The organism is Maribacter sp. 4U21 (assembly GCF_002742365.1).
Lineage (GTDB): Bacteria > Bacteroidota > Bacteroidia > Flavobacteriales > Flavobacteriaceae > Maribacter.
In genome coordinates, this window is the sequence record NZ_MDGN01000026.1 from 13,648 (window position 1) to 37,229 (window position 23,582).

The window sequence follows — 23,582 nt, forward strand, 5'->3', positions numbered from 1 at the left end:
ATGCTTGTTTAGCTGCGTAGTAAGCGACGTATATCTAATCACTTTCAATAATATCTTCTATACTTCTGGCCAAAGCAAAGTCTTTCTCCGTTACACCATTTGCATCATGGGTATTGAGCCTTATGTTTACCGTTTTATAGACGTTGCTCCAATCTGGATGATGTCCTTGTGCTTCACATTCAAAAGCTATTCTAGTCATGACGGAGAAAGCTTCTTTAAAGTCCTTGAACTCAAAGGTAGTCTCAATGGCCCCATCAACATATTCCCAACCTTCAAGTTGGCCTAGGTAGTCTGCTATTTGTTTGTCCGTAAATTTTTCCATTTGTATATTTTTTGCAATTAATATCAATTTAAAACATGATGGTCTATAATGTCTTGGTAAGTAAACCTCAGGTTTTTAGGTAGTTTGTTGGATTTTGGTAGAACGGCCAAGTATCTATCGTCATTGGTGGTGTATACCCTTTTGATGATAGGATTAAAATTTCCCACACGTTCTAAAACTTCTTTTATAAAATCTTCATGATGTACCAAATCTGAACTTCCTAAATGATAAATCCCTGTTTTATTTCTGTTGATAAGATAATGAATCTGCTGCGTAAGCTTATCGTCGTTGGTCACATTTAAAATTAGATTAGGAAAAACTTCTACCGGCTCGTTCGCCAATATTTGTTTTTTCATTTCCCTTACCCTCGGGGAACTATTACCGAACACCATGGGAACTCTTAATATACCCATTTTTTTTGATGGGAGTCTAAGCAACATGTTCTCTATTTTAATTTTTAAACGTCCGTAGACGCTTTCGGAAAGTGTTTTGTCATTTTCGTAAGAGGGATATTTACTATAAGCATCAAAAACATTGGCCGAAGAAAGGAAATAGAGTGTACAGTTGTTTTTGTTCAAGTATTCCACTATATGCTGATGCGTAATAACCTGAGCTGAAAAACTTCCGCGCAACGCAGAAATAATAGTCGTAGGCCTAATACGCTCAAGAATCGGAAAGATATCGTCTTCGTTCAAGTCGAACTGTATAAACTGCTTATTAGACTCAAAGGTCCTTCCAGAATGGCAATAGGTGCCATAAGTATCAAAGTAGCCACGCAGTTCTTTGTAAATGGCATTCCCCAAAAAACCACTACCACCGAGTATTAAGACTTTTTTGTTTTCCAAACTAGAATATTGATAATTCGGTCATCGTAGTTAAACGTTCAAGCGCTTGCATACCGCGTGCAGAATTCCCTTTCTTGTTAAGACCTGGAGACCATGTGGCTACACAGAATTCATTGGGAAGTAGGGCAACGATACCCCCACCTACACCACTTTTCCCAGGTAGGCCTACCTCGAAGGCAAATTCGCCGGCTTCATCGTAGAACCCACAGGTGAGCATTAGCGCATTAATACGCTTTATCTGATTAATATCCAGATAACCAATATCTCTTTTACATCTTCCCCTGTTCATAAAAAGATAGAACGTATCACAAAGTTGTTTGCAACTCATGCTCAAGGAACACTGATGAAAATAAAAATCCAAAACATCTTCAACATCATTTCTAAGGTTGCCATAGGATTTTAAAAGGTTGGCCGCCGCATAATTTTTGAAACCTGTTCCTTTCTCGGATAACGCTACTTTCTCATCATAGGAAATACTGGTGTCATCCGCCAAATTTCTAACATAAGTCAAGAAATCCTCCTTCGGATTTTCTAGTTCGGTGACGAGAATATCAGCGATGACGATGGCTCCAGCATTAATTAACGGATTTCTAGGAATTCCATTTTCCTGCTCTAAAAGGGAAAGGTGGTTAAATGGGTCCCCAGAAGGTTCTACGTCCACACGCCTCCAAATCTTTTCGCCAATTAATCCTAAAGCCATGGAAAGCGTAAGAACTTTAGAAATACTTTGTACAGAAAATTTTTCTCCAGAATTCCCAGCGGCATAGTTATGCTGATTGGTATCAATAAGGTGAATCCCGAATTTGGAACTTTCTACAGACGCTAATTCTGGAATATAAGAAGCCACGGTGCTACTATCCGGACTCTCGAGTACTTCCTTGTAGATGCTATCAATGCTTTTTTGAAAATCTGGCATTTCTAACTTTTATAAAAAGGTAATTTAATGACTGTAGCCGGAACAGCCTTTTTTCGTATCTGTATCTTAATTTTACTGCCGATTTCAGAAAAGACAGTTGGTACATAACCCAAACCGATACCTTTACCCAATGACGGGGACATGGTACCCGAAGTGACCATACCGATTTTTTTTCCTTGTCCGTCAACAATATCATAGTCATGACGTGGAATTCCTCTTTCGTCCAATTCAAAAGCGATTAACTTGCACTCTGGGCCATGCGCTTTTTCTTTGGCAAGTGCCTCGCTATTTACAAAATCCTTCGTGAATTTGGTAATCCAACCGAGTCCCGCCTCAAAGGGCGAAGTAGTATCATTTATGTCATTTCCGTATAGGCAGTATCCCATTTCCAAGCGTAGGGTGTCCCGCGCTGCTAGTCCTATCGGCTTTATCCCGAACTCGGCACCAACTTCAAACACCTTGTCCCAAATTTGCTTTACATCAGTATTCTTACAGTAAATTTCAAAACCACCAGAACCCGTATATCCCGTTGCTGAAATGATTACATGTTCTACACCGGCAAAATCCGCCACTTTGAAATTGTAAAATTTGATTTCTGCCAAATCCACCGAGGATAAGGACTGCATTGCTTCAACCGCTTTTGGTCCTTGAATGGCCAGTAGCGAGTAATCTTCCGAAATATCACGCATGTCAGCGTTGAATTCCGTATTATATTTTGATATGTGGTTCCAGTCCTTTTCAATATTCGAGGCATTTACCACCAGTAAATATTGCTCTTCTTTAATTTTATAGACGATGAGATCATCTACAATTCCGCCAGTCTCATTAGGCAGACAGCTATACTGGGCCCTGCCAATAGTGAGTTTGGAAGCGTCATTAGATGTAACCTTCTGAATGAGGTTTAGCGCTTGGGGTCCTGATATCAGGAACTCGCCCATATGCGAAACATCAAAAACACCAACACCTTTGCGTACGGTTTCATGTTCGGCGTTTACACCTTCATAAGAAACAGGCATGTTATAACCGGCAAAAGGCACCATTTTTGCACCAAGGGACTCATGAGTTTTGGAAAGAGCTGTGTTTTTCATGTTAATTTTTAATTTATGCAAATTTATAGAATTATTTAGGTAAACCCCCTCTTGGTAAATAGTATGTTTCTTGATAATTATAAAAGATTATTTATTTAAAAGCAGTATTTTGAAATCCAAAATATAGCCATGTTTAAAAATATTATAGTTCCGGTGTTCCTCTTATTGTTTGCAACCCAAATACAAGGGCAGGACACGCCCAAAGACTTTCTTTCTGCTAATTTCCATAAGCAGCGTAGGGAGCAAGTTCGTGAAATGATGCCGCCCAATAGCGCCTTGGTTCTCTTTGCCAATGCAGAGCGAAATAGGGCCAATGATGTGGATTATGTTTATCACCAAGACCCTGACTTCTATTACTTGACCGGGTACAAGGAGCCCAATGCTGTTTTGGTTCTGTTTTCCGAAATGCAAACGGGTGTTGACGACTTTACATTTAATGAACTTATTTATGTTCAAGAGCGAGACCCTAAAGCAGAACAATGGAACGGTAAAAGGCTCGGGGTGGCCGGAACCAAAGAACAACTTGGTTTCGAAATGGCTTTTAACGGTAGCCAATTTTCCTCTATTCCGGTGGATTTTACTTCATTTGACAAGGTATCCTTTTTCGATTTTAAAAATGATTATAGGGATAAGGATGGAAAGGAAGATTTATTCGATTTGATCAAGACGTTTAAGACGAAGTCAAATTACCCTGCGGACTACGATGCAAAAAAGCAGCAGTTATACACTATGATAACATCAACATCAGTTGAAAACAGCGCTAACGTTGCACAAACTTTAGGGAGGTATTTGAACTACTATTCAGATTTAAAAGAGGATAAGTTATTAAGCGGTTATGTAGATGCTGCGGATGAAAGTCTAAGAGATGAAATTAAGGAGAAAGTTCTGGTGGTGCAGAAGTCTAGCAATCTGGATTCTTCTATCATTTCAGAAATTATGAGCACTTTACGAGAAACGAAAACGGAGGAAGAGATGGTGCTTTTGAAAAAGGCTATTGAAATATCCACAGTGGGGCAGATAGAGGTTATGAAAGCGATGCATCCCAATATGTCAGAGACAGAGATACAAGGGGTGCATGAATATGTATATAAAAAATACGGAGCGGAATACGAGGGCTACCCTTCAATAGTAGGCGGCGGAAATAACGGCTGTATTTTACATTATATTGAAAATAATAAAACTAAAGTCGGGGATGATTTGGTACTGATGGATTTGGGTGCGGAATACCACGGGTACACCGCTGATGTTACCCGTACCATACCAGCGAACGGAAAGTTTACTAAGGCGCAAAAACAAATTTATGATATTGTGTATGACGCACAGGAAGCGGGGATTAGAGCGAGTGTAGTGGGAGCTCCTTTTCAAGCCCCGGGTAAGGCCTCCAGTGAAGTAGTTACCAATGGCCTACTTAAATTAGGCATTATAAAAGAAGCTAGTGAAGCCAGAACGTACTTTCCACATGGGACTTCGCATTATTTAGGTCTTGATGTTCATGACAAGGGAACTTACGGTCCTTTTAAGCCAAATACGGTCATAACCGTTGAGCCCGGAATCTATATCCCGGAAGGAAGTGATTGCGATAAGAAATGGTGGGGCATTGCGGTACGTATAGAAGATGATATACTAATTACTGCTGACGGACCTGTTAATCTTTCCGCTATGGCTCCCCGAACTACGGCTGCCATAGAGGAAATGATGAAACAGCCAAGTCCACTAGATGATTTTAAATTACCGGCTTTGGATTAAGGATTTAATAGGAATTGTTTTAGTTGTTCGTAAGAGCTAATAGATATAGATTCTTTTTCTTTATCCATTACTTTTTTAATCTGTACCGGAATTTCTAATTTCTTGGACACAGTTTCTTCAACTACATCCAAAAATTTAACCGGATGCGCCGTTTCTAGAAAGATACCGTACGTATCAGGGAAATTATCTAGATACTTTTTAAGACCCAAATAGCCCACTGCCCCATGGGGGTCAGCAACATATCCTGTCTCTTTATAAATTTTCAATAGTGCCTCTCTCGTTCTGGTATCGTCAAAAGAGTAGGAGGAGAGGTGCCTTCTTAATAGTGCTAAATCATTCTGGAACAAATGACGTATACGGATAAAATTACTGGGATCGCCCACATCCATGGCGTTAGATATGGTCGCGGAAGAAGGTTTTGGATTATAGTTTCCTGTCTTCATGAATTCCGGAACCGTGTCATTGATATTTGTTGCCGCAACAAAGTGTTTTACCGGCATTCCCAGTTTTTGAGCTACAATGCCGGCACAGATATTACCAAAATTCCCGCTAGGTACAGAAAAAACAATTTCTTTACCCTTTGACTTGGCTTGTTTGTAAGCGAACAAAAAATAGAATAACTGCGGTAACCAACGCGCTACGTTAATTGAATTGGCGGAGGTCAGTTGCATATGTTCTAAAAGTTGTTGGTCTAAGAAGGCGGTTTTAACCATTTTTTGACAGTCGTCAAAGGTACCGTCAACTTCAAGGGCGGTAATGTTCTGTCCTAAAGTAGTGAGCTGTCTTTCTTGAATATCGCTCACTTTCCCGCTAGGGTAAAGAATTACAACCTTAACACCCTTTACGCCTAAAAATCCATTTGCTACAGCTCCTCCGGTATCTCCGGATGTTGCTACTAAAACAGTTACATCATTATTATTTTCTTTTGAGAAGTATCCAAGACAATTGGCCATAAAGCGTGCACCAACATCTTTAAAAGCCATTGTGGGACCATGAAATAATTCTAAGGCCGCCACATTTTCTTCGATTTCAACCAACGGGAATTCAAAATCAAGCACATTGTCAAGAATTTCCTTCAATTTTTCATTGGGGATGACCTCACTTACGAATTGATGTATGGCATTAAATGCTATTTCTTGGTCGGATAAATCTTGGATATGTTTGAAGAAGGAGTCGGGTAAGGGAGTTATACTTTCTGGAAAATATAAGCCACGATCAGGGGCAATTCCATTAACTACGGCTTCTTCAAAGGTAACTTCCGGAGCTTCTTTATGTAAACTATAATATTTCATTATGCTATCACCTTAATTCCTTCCCTATTGATTTTTGATATATGAACGTCATAATCTATCCCGATTTTGTCATACACCTCCCGCATTGCCTGTGCAACATTTTTGGCATTCTCCTCACCTTTGCTAAAGGAAAAAATAGATGGACCCGAGCCCGAAATACCACAACCTAAAGCAGCATTTTCAATGGAAATTGCTTTGATGGTGTCAAAGCCGGGAATTAGTATGGAACGTATGGGTTCAACGATATGGTCTTCCAAGGAACGTCCTATTAATGCATAGTCTTCCTTGAAGAGACCAGCAATCAGTCCACCCAAGTTACCCCATTGCTTAATACCGTCCTCAAGACTTAGGGTCGTTTTTAAAATTTTTCTAGAGTCTGAGGTCTTTATTTCTATTTGAGGATGTATTACCGTGGCGTACAGTTCCTTGGGACTTGGAATTTCTATGACGTCTAAGGGGTTGTAACTTCGCACAAGTGTAAAACCTCCGTACAGCGCAGGGGCAACATTATCGGCATGGGCGACACCACTTGCCAACCGCTCACCCTCCATAGCAAACTTTACCAGTTCTAATGTTGTAAAGGGATTGCCTAGCAATGTGTTCATTGCCCAAACCGCTCCGGCCGAACTAGCGGCACTACTGCCTATTCCGCTACCCGCCTTAATTTTTTTGTAAATCTCTATATCGAAACCACCAGTATAATCACTGGCTGTTAAGAACGCCAAGCCAGCAACACCGGCCACATTTTGAAGGGTTTCCAAGGGGAGTTCTTGACCTTCCAATTTTGTAATACGTACTCCTTTTTGATTGGTTTTACGAACGATCATTTCATCACCAACGGCATCTAAGGCCGTGCCTAGAACATCAAATCCACAAGAGATATTAGCAATGGTGGCCGGGCAAAATACTTTTATCGATTCCATTTTTTTAGAAATTACCGATTCTAATAATATCTGCAAATATACCGGATGCCGTAACATCTGCTCCGGCGCCAGCACCTTTAATGATCATGGGCTGGTCTGGATATCTTTCCGTGTAAAATAGGACTATATTGTCACTACCTTCCAAGTTATAAAAATCGTGACCCTTAGGAATTTGTTGAAGCCCCACGCTAGCTTTTCCATCTTCAAATTGTGCTACGTATTTAAGTTTGGCTCCTTTGGTGGCAGCCTCATTGTACATTTTCTGAAAATCTGCTTCGTGTTTCTTTAGCGAGGTGAAAAAATCCTCATTGTTGTCGGCGTTCAAACTCTCTTTGGGAAGGAAGGATTCGTTCATTATATCTGATATTTCCAGTCGATAGCCACTTTCGCGAGCAAGAATCAGAATTTTTCGCATAACGTCTATACCACTTAAATCTATTTTTGGATCGGGCTCCGTATATCCCTCTTCCTGAGCTTGTTTCACAATATCATGAAGGGTCGTAGTATCATTAAAATTGTTGAATACAAAGTTTAGGCTTCCAGAAAGCACCGCCTGTATTTTTTGAATTTTATCTCCAGAAACTATCAAGTGTTTTAAAGTATCTATAATTGGAAGTCCCGCCCCAACATTGGTCTCGAATAAGAACGGAGCGTTATAAGTACGCGCCAATTCTTTTAGATGGTTATAATTTTCATACTCCGAAGAACAAGCAATTTTATTACAGGTCACTACAGAAATACTATTTCCTAAATACATATCATATGTGCTGGCTATTTCATTACTAGCGGTATTATCTACAAAAATGCTATTCCTATAGTTAAATGTATTCACTGTATCAAAAAACGTGGATTTATTCGCTTGTTCCCCATTCGCCAATTCCGTTTCCCAGTTTTTTAATGAAATGCCGTTCTCATTAAAAACCATTGTTCTAGAATTGGAGATACCTATGACCCTTATGTTGAGTTTTAAGTTCTCCTTTAAATACTTTTTTTGTTGCCTGACTTGGTTTAAGAACTTAGCGCCTACATTACCAACTCCCATGACAAAGAGATTCAACTGCTTAATATTCTCTTCAAAAAATTCTTCGTGCAAGGCATTCAATGCTTTCTTAACGTCCTTCCCCTCGATAACACATGAGATATTTTTCTCCGATGCTCCTTGGGCGATAACCCTAATGTTTACGTTGTTTCTCCCAAGTGTACTGAACATTTTACCGCTAAGCCCCTGATGATTCTTCATATTGTCCCCCACTAGGGCAACAATGGCCAAATTTGTTTCGGGAATAACTGGTTTTATACGGCCTCTTTCTATCTGAAAGGCAAAAGCCTCATTCACGATAGCCACCGCTTTGCTTACATCATCCGCCGAAATTCCTATACAGATAGAATGCTCCGAAGAAGCCTGTGTGATGAGGACCACACTTATATTGGCCTGTGACAGTACTTCAAAAAACTGTTTGGATATACCTGGAATACCAACCATTCCAGGACCTTCCAAAGACAATAGAGCCATATTGCTTATGTGGCTTATTCCTCGAACGGTCTTGCCTTTTTCGTTCTTGGATTTTGTGATTAAGGTTCCCTCGGCCTCCGGGAGAAATGTATTCTTTATGCGTATAGAAATACCTTTGGACAATACAGGTTGTATGGTCGGGGGGTACAATACCTTAGCTCCAAAATGAGATAGTTCCATGGCTTCCTCATAGGATATATGAGCAATGGGCTTAGCTTGTTTTACCATTTTTGGATTTGCGGTATACATGCCACTAACGTCCGTCCAAATTTCTAATATTTCGGCATCTATAGCTGCCGCATATAAAGCTGCCGTATAATCAGAACCGCCTCTTCCCAAGGTCGTAGCATCTCCATTTTCTGATTTAGAAATAAAACCTGGGCAAACGATTACCTCATGCGTAGAATCACCAAAATAAGCCCTACAGTTTGCAGTTGTTTTCTCAGTGTTTACCGTTATTCTATCGTTTCTATTTGTAGTTATGATAAGGTCTCTACTATCTTTATATGCGCAGTTAATTCCTTGACTTATAAGATATTCACTTATGATAAAAGAGGATAACAATTCTCCGTATGAAACTATTTTGTCGGAGAGTTTGTGCGTTAGTTCTCCAATGGAAAAAGCACCGTCCAATAGCGTTTCTAGAACATTAAGCTCCTTTTTAACACTACTTAAGACTTTACTTTGCTCTTCAATTGGCAATAGCGCTTTGATCGCGGCCAAATGCCGGATTTCAATTTTTTCTAAGATTTTTTTATAGGAATCATCCTGATTTTCAGCTAATTTCCCAGCTGCTATCAAATCATCTGTAACGCCCCCAAAGGCGGAGACTACAATGATTGTTCTATCATCATATCGAGAGATGATATCTTTGATCTTTATTATGTTTTCAGGGCTGGCAACTGAAGAGCCGCCAAACTTTAATACTTTCATTTGAATGGAATATTGACTTCTTAAAAACGCTGAGTGTGTTTGAATGGGAGACGGAAAATAGTAGCTTTTACCCCATAGGGGTGCCATATACCAAAGTCGTGCTAGAAAGAATAATTAGTCTAGAGAAATCGAATTCAAGGCCTGTGATTGCGAAGTACATTATAAAATTTAAAAACCAAAAGTAGTACATTTGATGAGCTAATCAAATGATTCCACAAATTTTTACCGAATCGTTAATTTTACCCAACTAAAACTAAAAAATGAAGCTTTTTACCTCAAAACAAATCTATTCTGCTGATAAATTCACAACGGAGAAACAACAAATTGGTACAGAAGAGCTGATGGAAAGAGCTGCAATACAGATTTTTAACTGGATGCATTTACGCATGCAAGGAGCACCGGTTAAAATACATTTATTCTGTGGTATAGGAAACAACGGCGGTGACGGAATTGCGCTAGCAAGGCACCTTCAAGAACATGGCTATAATATCGCTGTAAATGTCGTTAATTATAGCGAAAAACGTTCTAAGGATTTTTTGATAAACCTAGATAGGCTAAAGGATAGAAAAATATGGCCAAATTTTATGGATTCTGACTGTGAGTTTCCTGAAATTGGTAGAGATGATATTATAGTAGATGCGATATTCGGTATAGGTATTAATAGGCCCCCTGCCGATTGGGTTGTCAAATTAATTGCCCATTTACACGCCTCGCAAGCCTTTATTCTTTCTGTGGATATACCTTCTGGACTTTACGCAGATAGAGTTCCCGAGCATAAGGAAGCAGTAGTAAAGGCAAATTATGTCCTAAGTTTTCAAACACCAAAGCTCGTATTCTTTTTACCGGAAACAGGAGTTTTTGTAGAACAATGGGAGGTTTTGGATATAGGTCTGGATGCGGAATTTTTAATGAGTGAAGAAACCGATTACGAATTAATAGGGAAAAATGAGGTACTACCCATGTACATCCCTAGAAAAAAGTTTTCGCACAAAGGCACCTACGGCCACGCACTTATAATTGGGGGAAGTTACGGCAAAGTGGGAGCGATGCAACTAGCTTCAAGGGCTACTTTGGTAATAGGAAGTGGATTAGTAACTGCGTATATCCCTCAATGTGGTTATGAAAGCTTGCAAACCGCACTACCGGAAGCCATGGTTATAACCGATGAAGAACAATCCATATCCAAAATCAGTTTTGACATTTCACCATCAGTTATTGGAATTGGTGTAGGTATGGGTACAGCGCAAAAGACTGTAGATGCGTTCACCGAGTTCTTAAAAATCAACCAATTACCCTTAGTTATTGATGCCGATGCCTTGAATATTCTTGCATCTAAGAAATCACTTTTAAAATTGTTACCACCGAAAACCGTCCTTACACCGCATCCGAAAGAACTAGAGCGTTTAATTGGAGCATGGAAAGATGATTTTGATAAACTTGAAAAAGCAAAATTATTCTCTGAAAAGTACAACTGTATTTTAGTTGTCAAAGGAGCCCATACCATTACCGTTTTCAACAAAAAGGGTTATGTAAACACAACGGGGAATCCCGGCATGGCAACCGCAGGCAGTGGAGATGTTCTTACAGGAGTTATTGCTGGACTCATCGCGCAGGGTTATGACCCATTACATGCCGCAATTTTTGGAGTTTACTTACACGGTAAGTCCGGTGACTTGGCCATTGAGACTAAAGCTTATCAGGCCTTGATAGCTTCCGATATAATTGATAATTTGGGGCTTGCTTATCTTGACCTCTTTAAAGTACCTGAGAATCAGACGCAAGGAACTGAAGAATCTTCAGAGTAGCTTATTTAGATTTAACCCTACGCTTTACCCATTTTAAAGCGTTCTCGTATTCGATAAAGAATTTCATCGGCTTTTTGTAAAACAGCTTTTCAATCTTAAAATTATGCATGTCTATCTCTTTGACCGAGACTATGGCGAATGCTTTTAAGTTTTCTAGTTCTTTTAGGTAGTTGTAAATGGTGGGATCTATAGCGTAAGAGTTTTTACGTAGACTAATAAATCCAAAACTCTTATTCCTGAAATGTATTTCCGAAATACCAATTATCTGATAAGCTCTTTCTAATGTTAGGGTAGCACCTTCATCAAAAATTGAAACCATGTAATTGTCAAAAACCTGAACTTTACCTATTTCTAATTGATACTCTCTTACGATTACTTTTTTCTTCGCCGATCCAACGCTCATTGCCTTGTGTATTATAGTGTGTCTGGGACGAAAGTAGAAGTATCAAACGCTTTCCGATAAAATATTAGATTAAAAGCTCAAATATCGTTCGTACTGCTAATACTGCAATTGGTTTGTGAATCAATTCTTACGAAATGAAAAATAATAGACTAAAAAAAGAGCCCGTATTGGGCTCTTTTGTAGTACCTATAGCTTTGTTAATCCTGTTTTTTAGAGGATTTTTCAGCTTTTTTGATTTTTATGGTCAGTTCCTCATTCTTCTTGTCAAGGTCCATAAAAATACTATCACCTTCCTCGAGTTTGGAGTTGACAATCTCTTCCGCTAGAGCATCTTCAATGTATTTTTGAATTGCTCTTTTCAATGGCCTTGCCCCATATTGCTTATCAAAACCTTTTTCGGCAATATAGTCCTTCGCTGCTTCGGTAAGGTTTAAGTCGTAACCTATATCATTGATTCTTTTGAACAACTTGGATAATTCAATGTCTATAATTTGATGAATATGTTCTCTTTCTAAAGCATTGAAAACAATGACATCGTCAATCCGGTTCAAAAATTCTGGAGCAAATGCCTTTTTAAGCGCATTCTCTATTACACCTTTCTGGTGTGCGCTTTCCTGTTCTTTCTTAGCCGATGTTCCAAAACCTACGCCCTGTCCAAAATCCTTAAGCTGGCGGGCACCAATGTTACTTGTCATTATAATGATTGTATTCCTGAAATCGATTTTTCTACCTAAACTATCCGTTAAATAACCATCATCCAATACTTGCAAGAGCATATTAAAGACATCTGGATGCGCTTTTTCTACTTCATCCAATAAGATAACGGAATACGGTTTTCTACGTACTTTCTCCGTTAATTGTCCGCCTTCCTCATAACCTACGTATCCCGGAGGAGCACCAACCAATCTGGAAATGGCGAATTTCTCCATATATTCACTCATATCTATACGTATAAGTGCGTCTTCGGAATCGAATAGCTCTTTTGCCATTACCTTTGCCAGCTGCGTTTTACCCACACCCGTTTGTCCTAAGAAGATAAAGGATCCAATAGGCTTGTTGGGGTCTTTTAGGCCAGCTCTATTACGTTGTATAGCTTTGGATACCTTTGAAACGGCTTCGTCCTGACCTATTACGTTCGATTTGATCAAAGCAGGTAATTCGGATAGCTTGTTACTCTCCGTTTGTGCAATTCTGTTTACGGGAATACCGCTCATCATGGAAACTACATCGGCCACATTATCCTCTGTAACGGTCTCTTTGTTCAGTTTACTATCGTCCTCCCATCTTTCTTGAGCAATCGCTAAATCTTTTTCAAGACTCTTTTCGTCATCCCTTAGCTTTGCCGCTTCTTCGTATTTCTGCTTTTTAACAACAGAATTTTTGAGTTCCCTTACGTCTTCTAGCTTTTTCTCCAGTTCCAAGATTTGTTTAGGAACGTCCATATTTACGATATGAACACGAGAACCAGCTTCATCTAAGGCATCGATGGCCTTGTCCGGAAGAAACCTGTCCGTCATGTAACGGTTTGTAAGTTTTACACAAGCTTCTATAGCTTCGTCTGTATAACTAACATTATGATGGTCTTCGTACTTACCTTTAATATTATGAAGTATTTCAATGGTTTCCTCTACCGTAGTAGGTTCTACAATCACTTTTTGGAACCTTCTTTCTAGCGCCCCATCTTTTTCAATATATTGTCTGTACTCGTCAAGTGTCGTTGCTCCGATACATTGGATTTCACCACGAGCTAGTGCTGGTTTAAACATATTGGAAGCATCAAGGCTACCTGTGGCTCCACCAGCGCCGACTATGGTATGGATTTCGTCAATAAAAAGTATAACGTCATCATTTTTCTCCAACTCGTTCATAACAGCCTTCATACGCTCCTCAAACTGACCGCGGTATTTTGTGCCTGCAACCAAAGAAGCCAAATCTAGCGTTACTACTCTTTTGTTGTATAATATTCTAGATACTTTCTTATCGATAATACGTAAAGCAAGACCTTCCGCGATAGCACTCTTACCCACACCTGGTTCCCCAATAAGTAGCGGATTGTTTTTCTTTCTTCTACTTAGGATTTGAGACACCCGCTCAATTTCTTTTTCCCTTCCCACAACGGGATCCAATCTATTTTCCTCTGCCATTTGTGTGAGGTCCCTACCAAAATTGTCCAAAACAGGGGTTTTGGATTTTTTAGCACCTTTCTGGCTAGAAGTAGAACCAAAAGTATTTTCTTTACCTTCATTGGTTTCTTCTGAGTCGCTAGGGAAAGATTCAGCGGTAGGACCGTCTACCATATCGTCATCACTCGTTATCATAAATTTAAATTGCTCCTTAACACTATCATAATCAACTTTTAGCTTATGAAGAAGTTTTGTAGTAGGGTCATTCTCGTTGCGCAGAATGCACAGTAATAAATGTGCGGTATTAATGGAGGAACTCTGAAAAAGTTTTGCTTCTAAAAAAGTTGTTTTCAGCGCTCGTTCTGCCTGTCTCGTTAAATGTAAGTTCTTCTTATCTTTTTGTACGGCTGTAGCATTTGGATTTGAAGGGCTAAGTATTTCTACTTTTCTCCTTAGGTGGTCCAAATCAACGGACAAAGCATCGAGTATACTTATCGCTTTGCCATTTCCATCTCTCAAAAGCCCCAGCATTAGGTGCTCGGTACCTATGAAATCATGACCAAGGCGTAATGCTTCCTCTTTGCTATATGCTATAACATCCTTTACTCTAGGCGAAAAATTATCATCCATAAAATATATTATCAACTATAAAATTACTAAATCTCCTCCAATCATTGGCAAATACCGTACCTATATTCGTTAAAGTTGTTCTAAATGATAGAAAAGAGAACCGGATCAAAGTATTTCAACGTATAATTATTAACTATTATTACTTAGTAAAGTGTTAATAAATATTTTAATAAATACCCTTGGTTGTTCTTGGAAGGCATCGATTTTACGTAAATTGTCATGCTTTTTTACTAATTAAAAAACATAAGATTTTAAAATGGCGGAAGGTGAAAAATTAATTCCTATTAACATAGAAGAGGAAATGAAATCTGCCTACATTGATTATTCAATGTCGGTCATTGTGTCACGAGCCCTGCCAGATGTCAGGGACGGACTAAAACCTGTTCATAGGCGCGTATTGTTCGGGATGTACGAACTAGGGGTTAGGAGCAGTAGTTCTCACAAGAAATCTGCGCGTATAGTTGGTGAGGTTTTGGGTAAGTATCACCCGCACGGAGATACTTCCGTATACGATACTATGGTAAGGATGGCCCAGGAGTGGAGTCTTCGGTACATGTTAATTGATGGCCAGGGTAACTTTGGATCTATAGATGGGGACAGCCCTGCGGCCATGCGTTACACGGAAGCGCGTATGCGTAAGATAGCCGACGACATGTTGGCAGATATTGACAAGGATACGGTGGATCATCAGTTGAATTTCGATGATTCTCTACAGGAGCCTACCGTGCTACCTGCTAGAATTCCAAATCTTCTTGTAAACGGGGCCTCGGGTATTGCCGTAGGTATGGCCACTAATATGCCGCCACACAACCTTTCGGAAGTTGTAGATGGCACCATGGCCTATATTGATAATAACGATATAGAAATAGACGAACTGATTACCCATATTAAAGCGCCGGATTTCCCTACCGGTGGTATCATTTATGGTTATGATGGCGTAAAAGAAGCTTTCCATACAGGAAGAGGACGTGTAATGATGCGTGCCAAAGCTACTTTTGAAGAGGTTCAAGGTAGAGAATGCATTATAGTATCGGAAATACCATATCAGGTGAATAAGGCCGATATGATCAAGAAAACGGCGGACTTGATTAATGATAAAAAGATAGAAGGGATATCTACGATAAGAGATGAATCTGACCGTAATGGTATGCGCATCGTTTACATTTTAAAGAGAGATGCCATTCCTAACATCGTTTTAAACACGCTATATAAGTATACCGCGCTACAGACCTCTTTCAGCGTCAATAATATTGCCTTGGTTAACGGAAGACCTCAATTGCTGAACGTAAAGGAGATGATTCATTATTTCGTGGAACATCGTCATGAAGTAGTGGTAAGGCGTACAAAATTTGAGCTTAAGAAGGCTGAAGACCGTGCACATATACTGGAAGGTCTCATCATTGCTTCCGATAATATTGATGAGGTAATTGCCATAATCAGGGCCTCGTCCAATGCGGATGAAGCTCGTGAAAATTTGATGGAACGCTTTAAGTTGACAGAAATTCAGGCCAAAGCCATCGTAGAAATGCGCTTACGTCAGCTAACAGGACTGGAGCAAGACAAACTAAGGTCCGAGTATGACGAAATCGTCAAGACCATAGCAGATTTAAAGGATATTCTGGAAAAGAAAGAACGCAGAATGCAGATCATCAAAGACGAGTTGCAGGAAGTAAAAGATAAGTATGGTGATGAGCGTCGTTCTGAGATTAACTTTGCCGGTGGAGACTTGAGCATGGAAGATATGATTCCTAACGAGCAGGTTGTAATTACGATTTCTCGATTAGGCTACATAAAAAGAACACCGCTTACCGAATATAAAACCCAGAACAGGGGAGGTGTAGGTCAGAAAGCATCCTCTACAAGAAACGAAGATTTCTTGGAGCATCTTTTCGTAGGAACAAATCATCAATACATGTTGTTCTTTACGCAAAAAGGAAAATGTTTTTGGATGCGAGTTTTTGAAATACCCGAAGGTAGCAGAACATCAAAAGGAAGGGCCATACAAAACCTTATCAACATTGAACAGGACGATATGGTTAAGGCATTTATCTGTACCCAGGATTTGAAGGATGAGGAGTACGTGAACAGTCATTATGTAATTATGGCTACCAAGAAAGGTACGGTCAAGAAAACTTCCTTAGAGCAGTATTCTAGGCCTAGACAGAATGGTATCAACGCCATTACGATAAGGGAAGGTGATGAACTTCTAGAAGCTAAACTGACTACGGGTACCAGCCAAATATTCTTAGGACTTAAATCTGGTAAGGCCATTCGTTTCGAGGAAAGTAAAACAAGACCCATGGGTAGGAATGCCTCTGGTGTAAGAGGTATTACACTGGCCAGCGATAATGATGAAGTAATAGGAATGGTTTCCGTTCATAATTTTGAAGACGAACTTTTAGTAGTGTCGGAAAACGGTTATGGAAAACGTTCTAGCATCGAAGATTATCGTATTACGAACAGGGGAGGTAAAGGAGTCAAGACCATCAGTATTACGGATAAAACAGGAAATCTCGTAGCCATTAAAAACGTAACGGACTCAGATGACTTAATGATCATCAATAAATCGGGCATCGCCATACGTATGAGTGTTGAAGATTTAAGGGTAATGGGACGGGCAACTCAAGGAGTTAAGTTGATCAACATAAAAGGAGATGATTCCATTGCCGCCGTAGCCAAAGTGATGAAGGATGACGAGGAGCTGGATGAAGTGGAACTAAGGGACATTGATGTGACTACTGAGGAAGATGGCACGGGAATTGATAATGGTGATACCGAAGAAACAGAATCTTAAAATTTAAACACTAATAATTAATATACTAAAAATGAAAAATAGAATTTTAATGGTAGTGGGCCTATCGTTTACTATGATCGGGTTTGCTCAGAAAAATGAAATAAAAGCTGCGGAAAAAGCGCTAAAGGGTGGAGATACGGCTACCGCCAAAACTTCTTTAGAGGCAGCCTCTGGATTAATTTCCGGTGCTGATGAAAAATTACAAGCCCAATATTATTTTACTAGAGGTAAGGTTTATAGTGATTTGGCTAAAAAGGGAGATAATACTGCTTTTGAACCCGCTGTAGAATCATTCCAAAAAGTTTTGGAAATTGAAACCCAAATGGGAAAAGAAAAATACACGGCAGAAACAAATAAGTATATAGCGAGTTTGACAGCGGATTTAGTAAACTCAGCAGTGACCGACAACGGGAATAAGAAGTTTAAGGAGGCAGCGGAAAAGTTGTATATGAGTTATAAAATAAGTCCTAAGGATACTTCTTATCTATATTATGCGGCAAGCAGTGCCGTAAACGGTGGTCATTATGAAGATGCCTTAAAATATTATAATGAGCTACAGGAAGTAGGTTATGATGGTAGTGCCATAGTGTACAAGGCTACGAATACCGCTACTGGAGAAGTTGAGGAGATGGATAAGGTGCAGCGAGATTTGATGGTAAAGTCCGGTACCTATAAAGAGCCGTTGGATGAAAAAACTCCTTCAAAAACTGCCGAAATCGTAAAGAACACGGCTTTGATTTACACGCAACTAGGTCAAGATGATAAGGCACTCGAAGCTTACAAGGCCGCAAGAGCAAACGATCCAAATGATGTAAACCTAATTCTTAATGAAGCTAATCTTTATTTTAAGATGGGTGATAAGGAGAAGTTTAAGTCTTTGATGGCAGAAGCCATAGCGGTGGCGCCGGATAATCCAGACTTGCACTATAATGTTGGTGTAATTAACATGGAGCAGGGAGATTTTGAGGCGGCTAGGACTTCCTACAAAAAGGCTTTAGAGCTTAATCCCGGTTATACCAATGCTTATTTAAATTTGTCCACAACCTATGTAAACGAAGGAAATGGTTTGATTGATGAGATGAACTCACTAGGAAATTCTCGTGCAGATATAGCGAGGTATGAGGAACTGAAAACGAAAAAGGACGATTTGTTCATGGAGGGCGCTACTGTATTGGAGCAGGCTTTAAAAACTAATCCAGATAATCAAGGCGTACTTACCCAATTAAAGAACATTTATGGCGCCATGGGTGATAACGAAAACTTTATGAGAGTAAAGAAATTATTGGGAGAGTAGTAATCTTCTTTCATCATACAAGAAGGCCCTCTTTGGAGGGTTTTTTTATATGATTTTTTTGATAACCCTTAGCTTGTGCGTATAGTTTCTTAAGTCGTTGTTAAATATACCGGTATGGTCCAGGCGATCAATCCTTACCATACCGTTTACATGAATAATATAATTGTTGTCCATGATGATACCTACATGGTCAATAATACCATTAGAATTGTCAAAAAATGCCAGATCGCCGGCTTCACTCTCTTCAACAAAACTCAAAGCGTCTCCTTGGGCAGCTTGGTCTACCGCTGTCCTCAATAAGTCGTACCCGTTAATTCTATAAACCATTTGGGTAAAACCTGATGCATCGATGCCAAAAGGTGTTCTACCGCCATGCAACTCTGGTGAATTAAGATATAACAAGGCCGTCTTTATGAGCTGGGCCTTGTTCTGTGTTGATTTAACGGCGTTTCCTTCAAATTTTATGTCAAGAGTAGTAGAATCGGTTATAGAAGAGCCTAGTAGAATCGGTATTAAAAGTTGATTTCTATTTTCGACATAAGATATTAAATCGGCCGTATAACTGCATGGTGAGTTGTCGATTTGATGATACTCCTCCTCAGTAATGAAAGCCAATTGCCTATTTAAAATCCACCCTTCGGTTTTATCGAAAGAGACTCTAATCTTAGACCAATATTTCCGGGATTCCAAAACCTTAAAGTGTTCTCCAAACAGAAGTTGAGAGAGCATCTCCGAGGATTCTTCAGGTGAAATCTTAACAGGAACAGTGCTTAAAGGACAAATACCGTATTGCATGGATGCTTTTGCAGGAATTAATTTCTTTCCAAGATTACTGCAGAAGCTCCTCCGCCACCGTTGCAGATAGCTGCAGCTCCTATTTTTCCATTATTCTGTTCAAGAACATTCAATAGTGTCACTAGAATTCTTGCTCCGGAGCAACCAAGGGGGTGGCCCAAGGAAACGGCACCACCGTTAACATTTACATTGCCATCCTTTAAACCAAGTATTTTCATGTTGGCCAAACCAACTACGGAAAAAGCTTCGTTAAATTCAAAATAGTCCACCTCATTTAGGTCAACTTTTGCATTCGCTAGGGCTTTAGGCAGGGCTTTAGCGGGAGCAGTGGTAAACCATTTTGGTTCCTGCGCGGCATCCGCATATCCTGTAATTTTTGCTATAGGTGTTATGCCCAATTCCTTGGCCTTTTCAGCACTCATGAGAACCAATGCGGCGGCGCCATCGTTAATGGTGGAAGCATTGGCGGCGGTGACCGTACCATCTTTTGAGAATGCGGGTCTCAGGTTTGGAATCTTTTCTAGCTTTACATTCTTGTACTCTTCATCTTCAGTTATGACTAAGGGTTCCCCCCGGCGCTGAGGCACGGTTACGGGAACAACTTCATTTTTGAAGTTACCTTTTTCCCAAGCTGTAGCCGACCTTTTGTACGATTGTATCGCAAAATCATCCTGTTCAGCTCTTGAGAATTCGTATTTTTCAGCACATGCATCTGCACATACTCCCATAGCGTTTTGGTCGTATACATCTACCAAACCGTCTTTTTGCATACCGTCTATTAGTGAAGCGGGACCAAATTTAGTGCCGTTTCTCATGTGAACGTAATGGGGTATCATACTCATGTTCTCCATTCCACCTGCAACGATTATTGAGGCGTCCCCCAGTTTTATGGATTGCACGGCCTGCATGACCGTTTTCATTCCAGAAGCACAAACTTTATTAATTGTTGAGCAGGGAACGGTATCAGGAATTCCTGCAAAGATTGCAGCCTGTCTGGCAGGAGCTTGGCCTGTGCCAGCTTGCACTACGTTGCCCATGAGTACTTCATCGACCAACTTGGGGTCGAGCTTAATTTTTTCTAGAGCTCCGCTGATGGCCGCAGCACCTAATTTGGTTGCGGGAACGGAGGATAAAGCACCCATGAAACTACCAATTGGTGTTCGAACTGCGGAAACGATAACTACCTCTTTCATAAATCAAATTTGTTAATAAAGCGAAATTACTAAATTATGATGCAACCTAATGGTAATGTAACCATTTCCTGTTTATCAGTTTATATTTTTCTATTTTTGAATTATTCATAGTTAAAAATACCTTTTGGAGAACCTATATAAAAAACAGTCGCTTATCTATAAGTACTTCCTCTATATTTTGGCTGTTGGTTTCATAGTGTTCTTTTTTCCAAAAGGCGGTAAGTTCAAGTACGAATTTCAAAAAGGGAAGCCCTGGCAGTTTGAAAATTTATATGCACCATTTGATTTTTCCATCAAGAAATCAGAGGAGGAGCTAAAACTAGAAAGGCAGGAAATTGAAAAGAATCAACCCCAGTACTTCAGATACGATCAAAAAATAGTAGATGATATTGAAGCTAAGTACAATAATAGTTTTGATGAACTCGTAGCCGGAAATGAATTGAGGAATTCTACTAAATTGCGACTGAAGAATATGGGGAAAGTTATTCTTGATTCCATTTATAAAAATGGCATCTTAAATAATACACAAAATAAGATTAACGGCAATAGCTTATTTCTGGTAAGGAACAATCAGGCTACGCAGACAGATACTTCTGAATTTTATGGTTTAAATGAAATCAATAATCTCATCCGGTCTGTTTTAAGTGATCGTGGTTTTTCGGGTTTCGAGAAAGAATTTGAGTCGCTTTTTTTCGACCTTATGACGCCGAATGTTTCCTTTGACGAGGAACTTTCAAGAAAATCAAGGGAGGATGCCTTATCCAAAATATCCTATACAAGAGGAACCGTAGACGAGGGAAAACTAATTATAGCCAAGGGAGAAGTGGTTGAAGGGGAAAACCTGAAGGTCCTAGATTCCTTACGTTCAGAATATGAATCTGAACTGTGGACAGCGAGTAATTACTATTACATCCTAATAGGATATACGGTTTTAGTGGCCTTGGTTTTGATGATGTTATTTTTATTTCTGAAGAAATACAGGAAGGAAGTCTACAACAATAATACTAAGATTACCTTCATAATTTTTAATATTCTACTTTTAGTTTTTGTAACCACTATGGTCGTTAAATATAACGACGCCCTTGTATTCGTTATGCCATTGTGTATTTTGCCCTTAATATTAAAGACATTTTTTGACGCTCGCCTTGGCTTATTTGTTCATGTCTTAACAGTGCTTATTTTGGGTTTTGTAGTACCGAATAGCTTTGAATATATTTTTCTACAGATTATTGCTGGCATTGTAACGATACTTACCGTTTCGGAACTGTATAAACGAGCCAATCTTTTTGTCTCCGTGGGTCAGATAACCTTAATCTATAGTGTAGCCTATCTCGCCTTTCATGTCATACATGAGGGAAATCTAGGCAATATAGAATGGTTTACACTTGGTCTATTCCTTTTGAATGGAATGATAACGCTCTTTGTGCAACCATTGATTTATATTTACGAAAAGGTCTTTGGGCTAGTTTCTGACGTTTCCCTGCTAGAACTTTCGGATACCAATTCCAAATTACTCAAAGAGCTTTCCAATAAGGCTCCAGGAACTTTTAATCATTCGCTACAAGTGGCAAACCTTGCAGAAGCCGCTGCTAACAAAATAGGAGCAAATGCCATGCTTGTAAGAGTCGGGGCCCTATATCATGACATTGGCAAGATGAATAACCCTACGTATTTCTCGGAAAATCAGATTACCAATGTAAACCCTCATGATGAGATAAGCCCAAGTGAAAGCGCTAAAATTATTATAGACCATGTGATTAATGGAATAGAATTAGCTAGAAAAAATAAGCTACCGGACAGGGTCATTGACTTTATACGCTCACATCACGGTACTACCTTGGTATATTATTTCTACAAACTTCAAAAAGATTTGGAAATAGATGTGGACGAAGCTAATTTTAGATATCCTGGACCCCTTCCCTTTTCTAAAGAAACGGCTATTCTAATGATGGCAGACTCTGTTGAAGCCGCTTCTAAAAGCCTTAAAGACCCAACCTTTTTAATCATTGATGAATTTGTAGACAAGATTATTGCGGGTCAAATGAATGCCAATCAGTTTTTGAATGCCAATATAACGTTCAAGGAAATTGAAATGATTAAAAAAGTCTTCAAGCAAAAGCTAACGAACATCTATCATCTAAGGGTGGAGTATCCCGTGTAAAACTTTGATATATTTTTTTTGAAAAAACTATAAAAATAGTTGCTTTATTGTGCGGTAAAAATGTACATTTGCAACCGCTTTGGAGTGATGTTCATTACAATACTAAATTAGGAGAGGTGCCTGAGTGGCCGAAAGGAGCGGTTTGCTAAATCGTCGTACCCTAACAAGGGTACCCAGGGTTCGAATCCCTGTCTCTCCGCTAAATTCTGTGAGGGACAGATATTTAAGATAACCATTTTCGGGGTGTAGCGTAGCCCGGTTATCGCGCCGCGTTTGGGACGCGGAGGTCGCAGGTTCGAATCCTGCCACCCCGACTTAACTATTTTCATATAGTTGCATGACGTTGCAAATCACCTGATTTGCAACGTTTTATGTTTTAGGGGTATCAGATGAAACCACATATTACCACCTGAAAACACCTCGCTGGTGTGGGATTCGGGAATTGGACACCACAGTATTTTTTGTACATTGAAGTAGCTTTTGAAGGTATTTGACCTCGTGTTTTTTACTATTCATTTACTAATTTAAAGCTATGTAACATGTTAGAAAACAGCAGATTATTAGTCGTCTTCATTACAAGAAAACTCGAAAGGGAAACCGAAAACTTAATGATCTATGCTCGTATTGGATGAGCCTGTCAAAGTGAACCACGTGCGCCGGATGAAAGTGAGCATAGCAAACTAAGTGCTCAAAGTCGATTCCTTTGTAGTTAAATTTACTGTTTATTTTTTAGTTTTTTTCGCATTGATTCTCCCTTTATATCGATTCTTTGTGCTGTGTGAACGAGTCTATCTAAAATAGCATCG

General features: G+C 39.5%; 17 protein-coding genes and 2 tRNA genes. 7 read left to right on the plus strand and 12 right to left on the minus strand.

The window, feature by feature from the left end; translation table 11 throughout:
* Positions 1 to 34 precede the first annotated feature (34 nt).
* From BFP77_RS04785 to gcvT, 4 genes are read right to left on the minus strand one after another with little or no spacing between them, the layout of a single operon-like run.
* On the minus strand, positions 35 to 322 hold the full coding sequence (locus tag BFP77_RS04785) for a 4a-hydroxytetrahydrobiopterin dehydratase (protein WP_099572938.1): 288 nt from the start codon (positions 320 to 322) through the stop codon (positions 35 to 37).
* Between the two features lie 23 nt (positions 323 to 345).
* On the minus strand, positions 346 to 1,167 hold the full coding sequence (locus BFP77_RS04790) for a sugar nucleotide-binding protein (RefSeq protein ID WP_099572923.1): 822 nt from the start codon (positions 1,165 to 1,167) through the stop codon (positions 346 to 348).
* A 1-nt stretch (position 1,168) separates the two neighbouring features.
* On the minus strand, positions 1,169 to 2,083 hold the full coding sequence (locus tag BFP77_RS04795) for a glutaminase (RefSeq protein ID WP_099572924.1): 915 nt from the start codon (positions 2,081 to 2,083) through the stop codon (positions 1,169 to 1,171).
* 2 nt (positions 2,084 to 2,085) lie between these two features.
* Complete coding sequence (gene gcvT / locus BFP77_RS04800; protein WP_099572925.1) at positions 2,086 to 3,171, minus strand: glycine cleavage system aminomethyltransferase GcvT; 1,086 nt, start codon at positions 3,169 to 3,171, stop codon at positions 2,086 to 2,088.
* A gap of 129 nt (positions 3,172 to 3,300) precedes the next feature.
* Between gcvT and BFP77_RS04805 the strand changes: the two genes are divergently transcribed.
* Positions 3,301 to 4,917: an aminopeptidase P N-terminal domain-containing protein gene (locus BFP77_RS04805; protein WP_099572926.1), complete on the plus strand. Its 1,617-nt coding sequence runs from the start codon at positions 3,301 to 3,303 to the stop codon at positions 4,915 to 4,917.
* Here BFP77_RS04805 and thrC read toward each other — a convergent pair.
* Genes thrC through thrA form a run of 3 tightly spaced genes read right to left on the minus strand, consistent with a single transcriptional unit; the run spans position 4,914 to position 9,578 of the window.
* The gene (gene thrC / locus BFP77_RS04810) at positions 4,914 to 6,209 is read right to left on the minus strand and encodes a threonine synthase (protein ID WP_099572927.1); all 1,296 of its coding nucleotides are present in this window, start codon (positions 6,207 to 6,209) and stop codon (positions 4,914 to 4,916) included. The genes BFP77_RS04805 and thrC overlap by 4 nt on opposite strands.
* A complete protein-coding gene (locus BFP77_RS04815; RefSeq protein WP_099572928.1) occupies positions 6,209 to 7,132 on the minus strand; it encodes a homoserine kinase in 924 nt (307 codons plus the stop codon). The genes thrC and BFP77_RS04815 overlap by 1 nt, the downstream gene beginning before the upstream one ends.
* 4 nt (positions 7,133 to 7,136) lie before the next feature.
* Entirely contained in the window at positions 7,137 to 9,578 is a 2,442-nt protein-coding gene (gene thrA / locus BFP77_RS04820) for a bifunctional aspartate kinase/homoserine dehydrogenase I (protein ID WP_099572939.1), read from the minus strand.
* Between the two features lie 260 nt (positions 9,579 to 9,838).
* Here thrA and BFP77_RS04825 point away from each other — a divergent pair, with 260 nt between their 5' ends.
* Entirely contained in the window at positions 9,839 to 11,383 is a 1,545-nt protein-coding gene (locus BFP77_RS04825) for an NAD(P)H-hydrate dehydratase (protein ID WP_099572929.1), read from the plus strand.
* A 1-nt stretch (position 11,384) separates the two neighbouring features.
* Here the strand turns inward: BFP77_RS04825 and BFP77_RS04830 are convergent, their stop codons facing one another.
* Together BFP77_RS04830 and BFP77_RS04835 are read right to left on the minus strand one after the other, a co-directional pair.
* A complete protein-coding gene (locus tag BFP77_RS04830) occupies positions 11,385 to 11,786 on the minus strand; it encodes an STAS/SEC14 domain-containing protein (protein ID WP_099572930.1) in 402 nt (133 codons plus the stop codon).
* 197 nt (positions 11,787 to 11,983) lie between these two features.
* The gene (locus BFP77_RS04835; protein ID WP_099572931.1) at positions 11,984 to 14,539 is read right to left on the minus strand and encodes an ATP-dependent Clp protease ATP-binding subunit; all 2,556 of its coding nucleotides are present in this window, start codon (positions 14,537 to 14,539) and stop codon (positions 11,984 to 11,986) included.
* Positions 14,540 to 14,795: 256 nt separating this feature from the next.
* On the opposite strand from BFP77_RS04835, the gene gyrA reads away from it, so the two are divergent.
* Together gyrA and BFP77_RS04845 are read left to right on the plus strand one after the other, a co-directional pair.
* A complete protein-coding gene (gyrA, locus tag BFP77_RS04840) occupies positions 14,796 to 17,333 on the plus strand; it encodes a DNA gyrase subunit A (RefSeq protein ID WP_099572932.1) in 2,538 nt (845 codons plus the stop codon).
* A gap of 31 nt (positions 17,334 to 17,364) precedes the next feature.
* Positions 17,365 to 18,627: a tetratricopeptide repeat protein gene (locus BFP77_RS04845; protein ID WP_099572933.1), complete on the plus strand. Its 1,263-nt coding sequence runs from the start codon at positions 17,365 to 17,367 to the stop codon at positions 18,625 to 18,627.
* A 45-nt stretch (positions 18,628 to 18,672) separates the two neighbouring features.
* Here BFP77_RS04845 and BFP77_RS04850 read toward each other — a convergent pair whose 3' ends face one another.
* Together BFP77_RS04850 and BFP77_RS04855 are read right to left on the minus strand one after the other, a co-directional pair.
* Positions 18,673 to 19,422, minus strand: a complete 750-nt coding sequence (locus BFP77_RS04850; RefSeq protein WP_099572934.1) for a C40 family peptidase — start codon at positions 19,420 to 19,422, stop codon at positions 18,673 to 18,675.
* Positions 19,423 to 19,439: 17 nt separating this feature from the next.
* Positions 19,440 to 20,615 (minus strand): acetyl-CoA C-acyltransferase, encoded by a 1,176-nt coding sequence (locus tag BFP77_RS04855; protein ID WP_099572935.1) that lies wholly within the window; start codon positions 20,613 to 20,615, stop codon positions 19,440 to 19,442.
* A 124-nt stretch (positions 20,616 to 20,739) separates the two neighbouring features.
* Between BFP77_RS04855 and BFP77_RS04860 the strand changes: the two genes are divergently transcribed.
* The 3 genes from BFP77_RS04860 to BFP77_RS04870 all read left to right on the plus strand — a co-directional run bounded on the left by BFP77_RS04860 (position 20,740) and on the right by BFP77_RS04870 (position 23,090).
* Positions 20,740 to 22,776: an HD family phosphohydrolase gene (locus BFP77_RS04860; RefSeq protein WP_099572936.1), complete on the plus strand. Its 2,037-nt coding sequence runs from the start codon at positions 20,740 to 20,742 to the stop codon at positions 22,774 to 22,776.
* Between the two features lie 110 nt (positions 22,777 to 22,886).
* Positions 22,887 to 22,975: transfer RNA gene (locus tag BFP77_RS04865), tRNA-Ser, on the plus strand.
* 40 nt (positions 22,976 to 23,015) lie between these two features.
* Positions 23,016 to 23,090 (plus strand) — tRNA-Pro (locus BFP77_RS04870).
* 401 nt (positions 23,091 to 23,491) lie between these two features.
* On the opposite strand, the gene BFP77_RS17100 is transcribed toward BFP77_RS04870, so the two are convergent.
* Positions 23,492 to 23,582: ATP-binding protein (locus BFP77_RS17100; protein ID WP_218963455.1), on the minus strand; the 91-nt coding region annotated here is incomplete at its 5' end.

Bases quoted from the DNA above. Each gene is read 5' to 3' on its own strand.
- BFP77_RS04795 (WP_099572924.1), bottom strand. From the start codon at position 2,083: ATGCCAGATTTTCAAAAAAGCATTGATAGCATCTACAAGGAAGTACTC.
- thrA (WP_099572939.1), bottom strand. From the start codon at position 9,578: ATGAAAGTATTAAAGTTTGGCGGCTCTTCAGTTGCCAGCCCTGAAAAC.
- BFP77_RS04835 (WP_099572931.1), bottom strand. From the start codon at position 14,539: ATGGATGATAATTTTTCGCCTAGAGTAAAGGATGTTATAGCATATAGC.
- BFP77_RS04815 (WP_099572928.1), bottom strand. From the start codon at position 7,132: ATGGAATCGATAAAAGTATTTTGCCCGGCCACCATTGCTAATATCTCT.
- BFP77_RS04845 (WP_099572933.1), top strand. From the start codon at position 17,365: ATGAAAAATAGAATTTTAATGGTAGTGGGCCTATCGTTTACTATGATC.
- BFP77_RS04855 (WP_099572935.1), bottom strand. From the start codon at position 20,615: ATGAAAGAGGTAGTTATCGTTTCCGCAGTTCGAACACCAATTGGTAGT.
- BFP77_RS04830 (WP_099572930.1), bottom strand. From the start codon at position 11,786: ATGAGCGTTGGATCGGCGAAGAAAAAAGTAATCGTAAGAGAGTATCAA.
- BFP77_RS04805 (WP_099572926.1), top strand. From the start codon at position 3,301: ATGTTTAAAAATATTATAGTTCCGGTGTTCCTCTTATTGTTTGCAACC.
- BFP77_RS04785 (WP_099572938.1), bottom strand. From the start codon at position 322: ATGGAAAAATTTACGGACAAACAAATAGCAGACTACCTAGGCCAACTT.
- thrC (WP_099572927.1), bottom strand. From the start codon at position 6,209: ATGAAATATTATAGTTTACATAAAGAAGCTCCGGAAGTTACCTTTGAA.
- gcvT (WP_099572925.1), bottom strand. From the start codon at position 3,171: ATGAAAAACACAGCTCTTTCCAAAACTCATGAGTCCCTTGGTGCAAAA.
- BFP77_RS04825 (WP_099572929.1), top strand. From the start codon at position 9,839: ATGAAGCTTTTTACCTCAAAACAAATCTATTCTGCTGATAAATTCACA.
- gyrA (WP_099572932.1), top strand. From the start codon at position 14,796: ATGGCGGAAGGTGAAAAATTAATTCCTATTAACATAGAAGAGGAAATG.
- BFP77_RS04850 (WP_099572934.1), bottom strand. From the start codon at position 19,422: ATGCAATACGGTATTTGTCCTTTAAGCACTGTTCCTGTTAAGATTTCA.